Raw genomic sequence first — 13,279 nt, forward strand, 5'->3', positions numbered from 1 at the left:
TGTCTTATCCTGTAATTATTTCCTTTTCCTTTCATTAAAAAATCTCCCCTATTTTAGGTAGTATCTGGCAAATTACTGCCAGATTCTAGCTTTCTGTAAAATGCCATTTCTGGAGTCTCAAGCACGTCAAGATTTAAGCTCATATGGGGTCGCTTCTTGTTGTAGAAGTTCATGAACTCTTCTATTGATTTGAAGTATTTTAGCTTCTGCTCAAGCGTTCCAAAGAATCTTTCAATCTTGCCGTTTGTCTGGGGATGGCTTACGCCTGAAAGTATATGCTCTATCCCTAGCTCCCTTAGGGCTATCTGGAACTTGCACTCTCCTTGAGCTTTCTTGTCCTTAGCACTTGCATAGAACTGTGTCCCACGGTCAGTCAGAATAGCTTTAGGCTTTCCATAAATCCTTATAGCGTTGTACAGAACTTCCAAAGATGCTTCTGTTGTGGGGCTATCAAATACTTTCCATGCCATAATCATCCTTGATGCGTCATCCTCATAGGCTATGAGCCATTTATTGGTGCCAGAGAGCTTTTTCCAGTCCGTATGCCATAGCGACATGCTGTGCTCCCGCTCATACCTAACGTAAGACCTCTGCTTTTTCTTCTTAGGCTCCTCTTTTGAGAGGCCGTTTTCTCTCAAACACTTGTGGATCTTGTTATGAGACACTTTAATCCCCTCAAGCCTTAGCATTATTTCTATAAGGCAAGCTCCAACTTTGTACTCACAATGTATCTCTCTTATCCTCTTTATCTCTTTTTCTTCAAGCGGCTCTTCTGGGCGGCCTGGTGGCCTTAGAATTGGCCTTGAGCCGGTCTTTTTGTAGTGTAGGTAAATTTGATTTACCCTTCTAAGGGTAATCTTTTGGATGAAGGCAATCTTTTTGTCGTTGAGCTTTGCCATACCCCAATAACATTTCCTCACGGGAAATGATTTTGGGATAAGACATAGAAAAACAGGCATGGGAAAAGTTTATAAATTCCCTAAAATATTCACTTCTTATTAGGCAAGCCGCGGTCGCCTAGCCTGGGAGGGCGCCAGACTGAAGATCTGGTATTCCGCTGGTTCAAATCCGGCCCGCGGCACTCTAAACTTTTTCTCATATTTACGATACGCTTAATCCAAAAACTTAGAAATAACTCTATTTTTAGGGCCAGAATTGAATTAATTTTTACCTGTGGCATTAGCAAAGAGAGAAGAGTGAAAGAAAAGTAAGTTGGCCTTAATTTTAGGGCCAGACCCCAATTAAACGAATTGGCCCTGTCTTTACATCCCATCCAATAGGCTAAAGTCTATTCCAAGTTAGGCAAAATTCGATAAAATTATAAACAATAAACCATTATCCATTAATGATTATCCCTGGTGAATATTATGAAGAAATTAATAGCTATTTTGATAATAGGAATGTTTATTCTGTCCGCAGGGGCTGTCTATGCCGCTGACGGCACCCAGAAGTGGAGATTTAATACAGGTAATGCTATTGATTCATCGCCTGCAATCGGTGCTGACGGCACTATCTATGTCGGAAGCTGGGATTGTTACCTTTACGCGGTAAATCCCAACGGCACCCAGAAGTGGAAATTCCCGACAAGTGGCGTGATTTATTCATCGCCTGCAATCGGTGCTGACGGCACTATCTATGTCGGAAGCGGTGATTCTTACCTTTACGCTATTGAAGGTAGTTCTGGATGGACAACTGCAGATTATCGGCAGTCAATGAAGGCATATGCAAATTCGAACTGGCCAAGATTCGGACAAAACAACTTCAATCTACACAGGGCAGTGCCAACTCTTCACAAATCACTTCCAATAGACAGATTCTTGAAGATACTAAATGAGAACAGATGCAAGAATCATCCAGGCGCCGAAGGATGCGAAGTTAATTAATTTATTTTTTCTTTTCACTATTTTTTTCCATTGCAATTAGACTTGCCATATTTTTGCATATAATCTCTTCCGGATGGAATGTTAAAGGATCGTTTGATAAAAAAATAGTAGTATAAATCATATTTTGATAAATCTAATCACTTGTTTCTTAAATTAACACAAAATATCACAGACTATTTATGATATATGATACATCGTTCATTTTATATCTCTACTTCTCCTTCTAATTATCGGTGTTATAATGAAAGATGGCGTATTTTATGGAAAAGGTGTAAACAAGATAAAAAACGAATATCCTGAAATATTCGAGGCTATAGTAAAGCTCGACGAAGCAGTTTTTACAGGAAAAGTACTTGACTATAGAACTCAAAAATTAGTTGCACTTGGAATAACAGCGGCAAGAGCAGATGAAAGCGCAACAAAAAGACAGATGATGTCCGGTATGAATGAATTTAATATAACAAAGGACGAGATAGTTGATGTCTTAAGGGTCGTCCTCTTAACTTCAGGCATGCCAGCATTTAACAAAGGGATGAGAATCTTAGATGAGATAGAAAAACAATAATTAAATTTTCTCTTTTCTCATAATGGGAATATCTCAACATCAGAGCTCTGAAAACCTGTATCAAATATCCTGATATATTTCAAGATATCCTCAAAGTGACCTCTTATCTTACTATCTTCTTCCCCATATGGATAGTAAGCAAAGAAAAGGTAGGTTCTAGTTTTCTCTGTGATCATTGTCCTTCTATCCGGGCCAAACAATACACTTGATATTATGCCAAATTCATCTTGGGTAGTAATGTCTTCTGGCTTTAATTTCATCTCTTTCCCGCTGATATTCATATATTCTTCGTTACCTTTCGCTATCTTTGTATTAAGGCCACCCTTGATGCGATCAAGGTCATGGCCAGCCGTTAGATACATATTCTTCAGCTCGGCCATAAACATCGCCTCAACAACAGTATACTGTGAAGGGAAGCTCTTGCCACTAGTTATCGATTTAATCTGGTATTCAATCGGGTAGTTCTTCCCAAATTTTTTAAAGAATTGATTGTATTTTTTTATAGTTTCAGACTCTAGGTAATCTTTTGCATTATCCCTTATATCTGTCTCTATCCTTCTCTTTTCCTTCTCTAGCGATTCATCAATTTTTTTGTTTTCTAAATTTCTAATTTCAATAGTAGATACTATTAGATCGGGAAAATAATCCTTGAGAGTATTTAAAACATCCACCTTTATGATTATAATTCTCTAGATTGATTTAAATTTTTATTGAAAAAAGAGCGGTAAAGATTTTAAAGTTGAGCCCATCTAATAACAAGGAGAGAATATGATTTGTAAAAATTGTGGTAAGGAGATAGAAGACACTGCAAAATACTGCGCAGAGTGTGGCTATTCAACGGCCAAGAGGGAGGAATTCTACGTTGATTCAGACCACTTGATAGAGGAAATAAAGAAGATCATAGATGAAGGTATAGCAACAAGGATTATTATCAAAGATGAAAACGATAAATTGCTTCTAGATATCCCTCTTGCAGCTGGTCTCGTCGGCGCATTGATTGCACCATGGCTCGCAGCACTTGGTGCCATAGCTGCTCTAGTTGTAAAATGCAAGATAGTTGTAGAAAAACCAAATTAATTTTTTTATTTTTCTTCTAGTAAATTATTTAAATTAGTCAAACTCATACAGATAGGTGAGAAAATGAACCCTTCCGATGATATAATTATTATTGAAACTAAGAAGATTGATGTTGATAATCCAATAGTTCTAGAAGGAGTACCAGATATGGGGCTCGTTGGTTCAATAGCCGTAAGTCATCTGATACAAGAACAGAATTTTGAAGATGTTGGCTACATCAAGTCTGACCTTTTCCCTCCCGTAATGGTAGTCCATTCCAGAAAAGTGTTAAATCCTATAAGGATATTTCAAAAGGACAATATAATTGCAATACTCTCTGAAATCCCAATTGACCCAAACCCAGGATATATGCTATCTAAAAGACTCACTGAATGGTATAAAGAAAAAGGCGTAGAACTTATAATCTCTATAAGTGGAACACCTTTCCAAGAACGAATTGATATCGATGAACCGGAAGTTTTTGGGACATCAAACAATGAAGAGATATTGAAAAAAATGGAGGATTCAGGAGTTAAGATCCTTGAAGAAGGTTTTGTTTCTGGGTTTTATGCATTAATTCTTAAGAATTCCATCGAACTAAATCTAAATTCATCAGTTTTACTTGCGCAGTGCTATCCAAGTTATCCTGATCCAGGGGCCGCCGCTTCAATTCTTAAGATATTGAATAAAATGACAGGCTTGAATGTAGATTTTAAACAGCTGATTGAACAAGCTGAAGATCTAAAGGTCAACTATAGAGCACTTATGGAGCAGACAAACGCTTCAATCCAGAGGGAAAGTAAAGTTGATGTACCGACCATGTACAGGTAGATACCATGATAAGAAGGTACTATATTATCACAAGAGATTCAAATCATTCATTTAAAGAAGATTATTGGCATATTAACTACTGCAGTTGCAATAATATTGAACCTCTAACAGAGTTTGTCGAGACAAATGAAGCCTTAATTGCAACTTTGGATATGCCTTGCGTTGAGAAGGAAAAAATAGAGGTAACATCTGAAGAAAACTGCGTTAGGATATTTGCACCTACAACAAAAGGATTTTGCTTTAAGAGGGATATAAATCTTCCATTTTCTACTGACCCAGAAAAAGTCCGCGCTACTTATAAGAAAGGGATCCTAGCCATTGAAATACCAAAAAAAGTTAAACATTATAAAATAGAAATAAAATAATCATTTCCATTTTTCTAAGGCTTTTCTAAGCTCTTCATGAGTCTTTGCGTACTCCGGGAGTGATATCCCTTCCATGACGGCATCTACAGCCTGTCGCATGGCAGCTGCACCTTTTATAGTCCCATCGGGGTGTCCGTGTATCCCTCCCCCAGCCTGGACTATTGTGTCATCTCCCATGAACTGAACTATGGCAGGTATGTGGCCCGGGTGAAGTCCGCCTGAATTTACTGGAAAGCATGGATTCAAACCAAAAAGGTCAGATACAATCTTCTCCTTATTTTTAAGCACTTCTTCGATCTCACCTTCCATCTTGCCAACTACACTGCCTACATGCAGCTGGTCAATCCCTGCAAGCCTTGAAAGAAGTGACAACACTGGCATCGAAATGCCTTGCCTTTCGTTTCGTGTTATAGCTGCATGCATGGCCCTGTGTCCATGTATTATCATCTTAAATCCCTGATCCCTTATCTCTTGAACTTTTGAAAATCCAGCAACTAGGATGTCAACCATTATGCAAGCCCCACCATGGTCTTTTACAAACTGGGCTCTTTCTGTCATGTTTACCCCCGTTATATTTGGGGCATAGAGTTTCTTTTCTCCAGTTTCACTTTCTGCTCTGTCGAGGGCATCAAGAACCTTTATGACTCTATCTTCAAAAGGGCAAAATCTCTGATTTGTGAGATTCTCATCGTCCTTTACAAAATCGCATCCCCCATACCACGATTCATAAGAGAGGCTGGCAGTATCTTCTGGATTTAGCCCAACTTTTGGCTTGACTATGGTGCCTATATGCGGTCTTCTGGTCTTATCTGTCTTCATGTATTTCCTTACGCCCTCGATTCCATATTCTGGGCCTTTGAAAGTTTTAATGTATTTCTGAGGCATATCAACATCAATTAGTCTTGCCTTTGGTATTATCTTCATACCTAGAATGTTCCCTGCAATATCAGATAGAATTTGTGGAACTGAATTATCTTCAAACAACTCTATTGGGTAAGCAACTTTGATGTATGCCGCTTTATTGTCCTCAATCTCATAGAGCTCTTTAGCATAAAAAACAAAAGCCGACAAACTAGAGGCATATCCCTTTGAAGTTTTAAGAGGCGTCCAGGTTCCGTTGGAAGATTCCTTTGCAAGCTCTCCAGCATTTTTTATCACGTCATCTGTTTCGATGTAGAAATCTGCAATCAAATAGAAATCTTTGTCAATATCCTCTCCAATTCTTACAAAATCCATCTAATCACCTTATTAATTTGAGAGAGGAATTATTTAAATTTAAGTGATTTGATAATAAAAGAGAAATTAAATTAAGAAAAGTTTATTAAAATCAGTTTTTTTCAACTTGAATTTCAACATCGTCAATGTACCAGCCACGGTAATCATTTGCTAATTCATCGCTCATGTCAAAATAGAAGCCTATCTCGATAACTTTTCCGTTATAACTTGAGAGATCATAGCTTTTTTGAAGCCAAAGTTGCATTGGGTCGCTGTGTAACTGATCTAGGTCTTCCCAGTCCCCATTTCCAACTTCCCTTACCTGGATAAATCTTTGGTCGTAAAGTTTGCCCATATTTTCAGTTTGATACCAGTACCAAAATGTTAAAGTTGCATTAGTTGAACCTTTTAGATTTATAGGGGGTGAAACAAGTCTACCGCTGTTAGCAGTTCCAGAATCATAGTTTCCTGTAAGGTCATTCCCGTACCAAAAACTTGAAACTCCACTGTTAGCGTTTCTGTATTGTGACGTTTCATCTACGATATGCCACATACCTGTTGCTTCCCATCCAGCCGAGCTCTTTTCAAAATTATAAACATAATTATTGCTGAATACAGGCACAGCAACAATCAAAGATAAAACCGCCATTGACAATAGAGCAATTCCAATCTTTTTCACTGAAATCACCTTCATGTTATAAGCTACCATGGGCCCAATTTATAAGCCTTTCTGCAAATATATTATATTTATTATTAAATTATTAAACTATATTTGTATTTTCGATTATTATTTATAATAATAAATAAAACAAATTAAAATTTAAAAATGATACCAATATTAAGATTTTTATACTAATCGTGACATGTACTGGAAGAATCTTAAAACTAATACTGCGTAGATCACTACCAAAATGCACAAGAAAACGATTATTTTAGGTTTCTTAAGATTGAATATTATTTCTGGGTGTAGGAATATCCCGAAGAATAACAGAAACAATCCTAAAAGATGACTTGGTACATATTCTATCCCCATATAAGGCAGTATATTAAATCCCATGAATGCAAATACAGTCACAAATAATCCGACTGCCATTAAAAACTCTGAAAGCTTTCTTAAATTAGTTTCTGATATCACAACAATACCTATTTTTTTGTAAGTTCATCAAGTATTCTCATACCTTTTATGAAGGCTGGCTGGCCCGATAATAAGAGAACTACCCTCAAAACATCAGCTATCTCTTCCGGAGTTACCTTTAATTCCTTCATTGCTGAGCGCATCTGTTTTTCTGTGGCAGTTTCATCGCAGTTACCTGCAGTAATCCCAATCGCAATAAGCTTCTGCGTTTTGTAGTCAAGGACCTTCCCCGTATATACAACTTCGTTAAGATTTTTTATAACTTCGTAAATCTCTGGATAATCTTTCTTTACCTTTCCCATCCCTTTTCCATAAAACACGTCGTACTTCATTTTATCACAAGTACTTATTCATTTTATTCTATATAAATATAAGTATTTGTGAATAACCAATCAAAAGACATTTAACGAGTTTTCCCATCTTGACATCAATGGAGGGATTATTGCTTCTTTCTATAGGTTTTGGGGTCGGTTTATCAGGGGCAATTGCACCGGGCCCATTATTCATGGCTACAATAAAGGACACGTTGAAATACGGGTCACTATCAGGTCCAATGATATGCGTTGGACATCTTTTTGTAGAAATCCCAATAATAATAGGTCTCTCACTTGGTATATCTTACGTGATTAATATACCCATCGTAAGGGCGTTGATAGGTCTAATCGGTGGCGTGAGTCTAGCTTATCTTGGAATCCAGATAATAAAAGGCAGGAAAAAATTTGAAAAGATTTCTGAAGAGAGCATGAAGGATATTCAAATAGATAGCATTAGAATCAAGAAGGATTATATGCTCCCGATGAAAACTGGATTCATATTCACAATTTTAAATCCAGCGATGTTTATCTGGTGGTTTACTGTAGGAAATGGTCTTGTGATGAGGGGGCTTGCGATTGGATTTATGGGAGTATTCTTACTATTTATTGGCCACTGGTTTTCTGACTTGTCATGGTATACATTTCTTTCCTTTTCAATTTCAAAAGGTAAAAAGTTCATAAGTGCTAAAGTCTACGAGGCAATCCTTTTTGTTTGTGGTGTTTTCTTGGTATCTCTCGGGGTGTATTTCTTATATGGCGCCCTCCCTTACTTAAGCCACTATGTCTAATATTTTTATATTAAAAAGTTTAAAGATAGTATATGCTTGAGATAGATGGCAGTTTTGGGGAAGGTGGCGGTCAAATTCTAAGGACTTCGCTTGCATTTTCTATTCTAACTGATATTCCCGTTCATGTCTATAACATAAGGAGAAATAGACCACGAGAAGGATTGGCACCACAGCATTTGAAAACAATATCGGCTTTAGAAGCCTTGACAGGTTCAAAAGTTGAAGGGAACTCTATAAGTTCAACTGAAATTAAATTTTTCCCAAAAAAAGAATTTAAAAGAAAGATTACAATTAACATTGGAACAGCAGGAAGCATTACGTTACTCTTGCAATCTCTCATGGTTATTTTACCCTTTTTAGAAAACAAAACAATTGTCGGTGTCTATGGAGGTACAGACGTCCCATGGAGCCCACAGGTAGACTACCTAAAGGAAGTTTCATTGCCAACTTTAGAGAGGATGGGATACAGAATTAATATCACGAAGGTGATAAGGGGCTACTACCCAGAAGGCGGAGGCTATGTTGAGATCGAAGCGTTTCCAATTAAAAAACTTAAACCAATTAGAATTGATAAATTTCAAAAATTAGAAAAGATCGATGGTGTTTCTTATTCTACAAACCTTCCTGAAAATGTGACAGAACGGCAAAAGAAATCTGCAAGAGGGATACTCTATAGAGATGGAATTACTCCCAATATCAAACTTCAAGTTGAAAAGGATTCTAGCCAAAGAATTGGATCAGGGCTATTCCTTTTCTCCAAAGACAAGAATTCAATTATTGGAGACGGGGCATTGGGCGCAAGAGGAAAAAGGGCCGAAGAGGTGGGTGAAGAAGGGGCAAAACAATTTCTAGAGAAATATTATCAAGGATTTGATTGTCACATGTCTGACCAGATAGTCCCATATATGGCTCTGGCAGAAGGGAGTTCCTCAATTTTTACTAAAAATACTTCTCATCTTGAAACAAATATTTCCATTTTGGAGAAATTTTACGATATTAAAGTTTTGTGGGAAGATTATATGCTAGAAATAGAGGGCATTGGATTTGAAAATGTTTATATAGATTGAACTTTAAGAAACTAAGGTGAGAGAATGGGAGACTTGAAGAAAGTATCTGAATTTGTTTATGAGATTGAGAAAAAAGGTGAGATGAAAGTACCGGCCAGAATATATGCTGATGATAAGCTTATTGTAAAAATGAAGGAAGACCTTACGTTAAAGCAGGCAGAGAATATATCGTGCCTTACAGGAATCGAGGGCTACTCTTTTGTCATGCCAGATGGGCACCAGGGGTATGGATTTCCCATAGGTGGCGTTGCCGCAATGGATTATGAAAATGGAATTATCTCTCCTGGAGGGGTGGGGTATGACATAAACTGCGGTGTCAGACTTCTAAAATCAAGCTTAACACATGATGACGTTTTTGGAAAAAGAAAAGAAATCATCGATTCAATATTCAAAAACGTTCCTTCCGGGCTTGGTTCACAGGGCAAGGTAAAATTATCCTCTAAGAATTTAGATGAGGTCCTGATGGTGGGGGCAAAATGGGCAGTTGATGAGGACTACGGCTGGAAAAAGGACTTGAAGCGTATTGAGAGTGAAGGAAGCATGGATGGAGACCCGAATAAAGTCAGTAGCAATGCAAAGAAGAGGGGGATGCCCCAGCTAGGGAGCCTTGGTAGCGGAAATCACTTCCTTGAAATGCAGGTTATCGATGAGATTTATGACGAGAAGACTGCTGCTGGATTTGGACTCAAAGAAGGACAGATCTGTTTTATGATGCATACAGGATCACGAGGATGTGGCCATCAGATATGTTCTGACTATATCCAAACAATGGAGGGCGCCCATAAAAAATACAATATTAAAATCCCCGATAGAGAACTTGTATGTGCGCCAATCCAGTCAAAGGAAGGAGAAGATTATTTCAAGGCAATGAGTTCAGGAGCTAACTTTGCATGGGCAAACAGGCAGATGATAACTCACTGGATAAGGGAATCCATAGGTAAAGTTTTTGATGAAGATCCAGAAGATTTAGGGTTAGAAATACTATACGATGTTGCCCATAATATAGCCAAGATTGAAAAGCACAACGGAAAGAAATACTGCGTCCATAGAAAAGGTGCAACAAGGGCATTCTGGAAGGGAAGAGATGAACTGCCAAAAGAGTATGAAGACTTCGGGCAGCCAGTTATAATCCCTGGCGACATGGGAACTGCGTCTTACATAATGGTCGGGGTAAAATCATCAAGTCAAACGTTTGGGTCAACATGTCACGGAGCTGGAAGAGTTCTTTCAAGAAGTGCGGCGATTAAGAAATTTAGAGGCGAGGACATAATCAAAATGCTTGAAAAGCAAAATATATATGTCAAAGCCGCTTCTCCAAAGGTCGTTGCCGAAGAAGCTCCTGATGTATACAAAGATATTCATAACGTAGTGGACGTATGTGATAAAGCAGGGCTTGCAAAGAAAGTTGCAAAACTTAGGCCGATAGGGGTAGCTAAAGGATAATTAATCCTTTGCGTATCCCTCGACACTTTGGTCCCACATCTTGTAAAAGAAATCCCTTGTTTTCTTTAGTATAGTCTTGTCGTTAGTTATTATCCCCGCTTCAAAGTGGTCATAGAAGCTGTCTCTTGTAAGGTCCGAAGAAGAAATTATTGATTCTCTATCATCAGAGATTAAGAATCTAGCATGGCATTCCCTGTTTACTCTGACCTCTGCGCCATTTTTCTTTAAGATTTTGAATGCTTTTTTATTGCCTGGTCTTGTGATGTGTCTGAATATTGCCTTGACCTTTGCACCTTTTTTCACAACATCTATAATAAACGAAACAATGGAATCATCAAGATATCCTGCGATAAGAAGTTCATTCTGAGTGTTTTCTATGAGATTAATGGTTCTATCCTTTAGAATCTTGTCTTGAGGGGTGGTAACGATTAAGTCAAATGGAGATTCCAACGGCGGTAATTTTTCGTAAGTTACCTTCTTAGTTGATATCTCTTCAGCTTCAGCGATCTGTTCTAAAGTATAATAGACTCCAAGATCTGCTACCACGCATTCTGTAATCTTACTGAGTTCCTCCCACAACTCTTCTAGTTTTTTAGGATCTCCATGATTTAAAAATACTTTTTTTGGTGGTTCTTCAAAAGATGACACATAATCGATTAGATCTGGATGGGAAGCATGGGCGGAGAATTCAATCCATTCTACCCTTGAATTAATCTTTCTTAGTTTCCCATCCTCGTCTTTAAATTCTCTTAAGCCATCTAAAATTTGTCTGCCAAAAGTTTCTTCAACTTGGTAACCAACTAATAAAAGTGTGTTTTTTTCGTCAGGTGCCCATGATTTGAAATAATCGATAACTGGACCTCCAGACATCATTCCCGCAGTAGTAACGACTATTATCGGCTCAGGTGACTGAATTATTTTCTTTCTGTTCCAAACCTCTCTAAACATTTTGCTGTTGAAAGGATTTTCTTTTCTGAAGAGATTTATCATCTTTTGATTCATCCAGTCGGGGTAGTTGTCGTAGATGTCATTTGCTTTGATAAGCATGCCCTCAAGGTATATGGGCTGCGATATCTCTCCCCTTTCCTTTGCCTCTTTTAGAATCATCATTATATTTTGGGCTCTGTCTATCGCAAAAACAGGTATCAAGACATTTCCTTTCTTCTTTTTTGTTTCTTTAATTACTCGGATCAGGTCCTTTTCTCTATGTTCTATTGGTGGATGCACGTCACTTTTCATTCCATAAGTTGACTCTAGTATTAGGTAGTCCACTCCAGGTATTCCTTTTTTAACTGGATTTAAAGTTCTAACATCAGAGCCGATATCCCCTGTATAAACAATTCTTCCGTAAGGCGTGTCAAGACATATTTGAGCTGCACCCAATATATGGCCAGCATCATAAAAAGTAAGAGATATGTCTTCATTTATGTAGACCTTTTCTTCATAGTTAAGAGCTACTGCTCTAGCGATCTCTTTTCGTATATCTTCTTGGTAATAAGGAACCTTTTCTCCTTGAAGCTCTTGGACTTTGATAAAATCTTTTTGGATTAAAAGTGCCAGGTCCATAGTTGGCTTAGTAAAGTATATGGGGCCGTTATATCCAAGAGAATAAAGACGAGGCGCATATCCAGAATGGTCAAGATGTGCGTGAGAGATAATAACAGCTTCAATTGCGGATATGTTAACATCTGATAAATCAGGATACATCCCTTCCCCAGAAAGCTTTACTCCGCAATCCAAAATAAATATTCGTCCATCAATATCAACTTCAACGCAAGATTTTCCAACCTCGCCAGCACCACCTAACCATCTAAGCTTCATGGGCTTTCAAAAGTAACAACCTTTAAATGTTTTATGAATTATTAACTAACATGGAACTTCAGTATCATATTAAATGTAAGGATGGCGATATATTCCCTTATGTCATCATGCCGGGAGATCCGAACAGGGTCAATTTGATCGGGAGCTTTATGGAGGATGTTAAGCAAATTGCATCTAACAGAGAGTATACTACAATTTCGGGATATTACAGAGGTGTTGGAATAAGTGTCACTTCTACAGGAATTGGCGCACCTTCCACTTCGATTGCAATAGAAGAACTTGCAAGGATTGGTGCAAAGACTTTGATTAGGGTAGGGAGCACTGGGGCATTGGAAGAAACAATAAAGTGTGGGGATTTAATCATAAACACAGCTTCAGTCAGATATGATGGTGCAACAAAAGATTACGTCAATCCATTTTACCCTGCAGTTGCATCCTATGAAGTGACTCTTGCACTGATAGAGGCCTGTGAAAAATTGCAGTATAAATATCACGTTGGGATTGGCGCCAGCAGAGACACATTTTATGGAGGGCAGGAGAGGCCCTCTTTTAAAGATTACCACCAGTCTTTTATGAACAATCTGATAGATGATCTTGAAAAAGCCAAAGTCTTAAATTTGGAGATGGAGGCATCTACAGTTTTTACACTTTCAAGTCTTTTTAGCCTTAGGGCGGGAGCAATACTTGCCGTATTTGGAAATCGTAAGACACAGGAGTTTGAGGTCAAAGGAGAAGCAGACGCAGCAAAAGCAACGCTTGAGTCGATAAACATCCTCTCAGATTGGGATAAGATTAA

General features: G+C 38.0%; 16 protein-coding genes and 1 tRNA gene. 10 read left to right on the plus strand and 7 right to left on the minus strand.

Annotated features, from left to right (window positions below; translation table 11 throughout):
* Positions 1-53: 53 nt before the first annotated feature.
* Positions 54-899 (minus strand): DDE-type integrase/transposase/recombinase, encoded by an 846-nt coding sequence (locus KO464_03075; protein MCC7572352.1) that lies wholly within the window; start codon positions 897-899, stop codon positions 54-56.
* A 107-nt stretch (positions 900-1,006) separates the two neighbouring features.
* Here KO464_03075 and KO464_03080 point away from each other — a divergent pair.
* From KO464_03080 to KO464_03090, 3 genes are all read left to right on the plus strand, one after another.
* A tRNA-Phe gene (locus tag KO464_03080) sits at positions 1,007-1,081 on the plus strand.
* 286 nt (positions 1,082-1,367) lie between these two features.
* Entirely contained in the window at positions 1,368-1,883 is a 516-nt protein-coding gene (locus tag KO464_03085) for a PQQ-binding-like beta-propeller repeat protein (protein MCC7572353.1), read from the plus strand.
* A gap of 241 nt (positions 1,884-2,124) precedes the next feature.
* Complete coding sequence (locus KO464_03090) at positions 2,125-2,448, plus strand: carboxymuconolactone decarboxylase family protein (protein MCC7572354.1); 324 nt, start codon at positions 2,125-2,127, stop codon at positions 2,446-2,448.
* Between the two features lie 17 nt (positions 2,449-2,465).
* Here the strand turns inward: KO464_03090 and KO464_03095 are convergent, their stop codons facing one another.
* Complete coding sequence (locus KO464_03095) at positions 2,466-3,119, minus strand: hypothetical protein (GenBank protein ID MCC7572355.1); 654 nt, start codon at positions 3,117-3,119, stop codon at positions 2,466-2,468.
* 124 nt (positions 3,120-3,243) lie between these two features.
* Between KO464_03095 and KO464_03100 the strand changes: the two genes are divergently transcribed.
* The 3 genes from KO464_03100 to KO464_03110 all read left to right on the plus strand — a co-directional run bounded on the left by KO464_03100 (position 3,244) and on the right by KO464_03110 (position 4,700).
* Positions 3,244-3,525 (plus strand): DUF4342 domain-containing protein, encoded by a 282-nt coding sequence (locus KO464_03100; GenBank protein ID MCC7572356.1) that lies wholly within the window; start codon positions 3,244-3,246, stop codon positions 3,523-3,525.
* A 63-nt stretch (positions 3,526-3,588) separates the two neighbouring features.
* The gene (locus KO464_03105) at positions 3,589-4,335 is read left to right on the plus strand and encodes a proteasome assembly chaperone family protein (protein ID MCC7572357.1); all 747 of its coding nucleotides are present in this window, start codon (positions 3,589-3,591) and stop codon (positions 4,333-4,335) included.
* A gap of 5 nt (positions 4,336-4,340) precedes the next feature.
* Positions 4,341-4,700, plus strand: a complete 360-nt coding sequence (locus tag KO464_03110) for an Hsp20/alpha crystallin family protein (protein MCC7572358.1) — start codon at positions 4,341-4,343, stop codon at positions 4,698-4,700.
* Here KO464_03110 and KO464_03115 read toward each other — a convergent pair whose 3' ends face one another.
* From KO464_03115 to KO464_03130, 4 genes are all read right to left on the minus strand, one after another.
* Positions 4,701-5,936: a ribulose-bisphosphate carboxylase large subunit gene (locus KO464_03115; GenBank protein ID MCC7572359.1), complete on the minus strand. Its 1,236-nt coding sequence runs from the start codon at positions 5,934-5,936 to the stop codon at positions 4,701-4,703.
* A gap of 91 nt (positions 5,937-6,027) precedes the next feature.
* Positions 6,028-6,609 carry an immune inhibitor A gene (locus KO464_03120; protein MCC7572360.1) on the minus strand — a complete coding sequence of 194 codons (582 nt, stop codon included), beginning with the start codon at positions 6,607-6,609 and terminating at the stop codon, positions 6,028-6,030.
* A 153-nt stretch (positions 6,610-6,762) separates the two neighbouring features.
* Positions 6,763-7,050 (minus strand): hypothetical protein, encoded by a 288-nt coding sequence (locus KO464_03125; protein ID MCC7572361.1) that lies wholly within the window; start codon positions 7,048-7,050, stop codon positions 6,763-6,765.
* A gap of 8 nt (positions 7,051-7,058) precedes the next feature.
* The gene (locus KO464_03130) at positions 7,059-7,382 is read right to left on the minus strand and encodes a carboxymuconolactone decarboxylase family protein (GenBank protein ID MCC7572362.1); all 324 of its coding nucleotides are present in this window, start codon (positions 7,380-7,382) and stop codon (positions 7,059-7,061) included.
* 98 nt (positions 7,383-7,480) lie between these two features.
* Between KO464_03130 and KO464_03135 the strand changes: the two genes are divergently transcribed.
* From KO464_03135 to KO464_03145, 3 genes are read left to right on the plus strand one after another with little or no spacing between them, the layout of a single operon-like run.
* Positions 7,481-8,152 carry a LysE family translocator gene (locus KO464_03135; GenBank protein MCC7572363.1) on the plus strand — a complete coding sequence of 224 codons (672 nt, stop codon included), beginning with the start codon at positions 7,481-7,483 and terminating at the stop codon, positions 8,150-8,152.
* Between the two features lie 32 nt (positions 8,153-8,184).
* Entirely contained in the window at positions 8,185-9,219 is a 1,035-nt protein-coding gene (locus KO464_03140; protein MCC7572364.1) for an RNA 3'-terminal phosphate cyclase, read from the plus strand.
* A gap of 24 nt (positions 9,220-9,243) precedes the next feature.
* Positions 9,244-10,662 carry an RtcB family protein gene (locus KO464_03145; GenBank protein MCC7572365.1) on the plus strand — a complete coding sequence of 473 codons (1,419 nt, stop codon included), beginning with the start codon at positions 9,244-9,246 and terminating at the stop codon, positions 10,660-10,662.
* Here KO464_03145 and KO464_03150 read toward each other — a convergent pair whose 3' ends face one another.
* On the minus strand, positions 10,663-12,483 hold the full coding sequence (locus KO464_03150) for an MBL fold metallo-hydrolase (GenBank protein MCC7572366.1): 1,821 nt from the start codon (positions 12,481-12,483) through the stop codon (positions 10,663-10,665).
* Positions 12,484-12,509: 26 nt separating this feature from the next.
* Between KO464_03150 and KO464_03155 the strand changes: the two genes are divergently transcribed.
* Positions 12,510-13,279 (plus strand): nucleoside phosphorylase (locus KO464_03155; GenBank protein ID MCC7572367.1); only part of this gene is annotated, 770 nt, incomplete at its 3' end.

This window comes from Methanofastidiosum sp., assembly GCA_020854815.1.
GTDB lineage: Archaea > Methanobacteriota_B > Thermococci > Methanofastidiosales > Methanofastidiosaceae > Methanofastidiosum.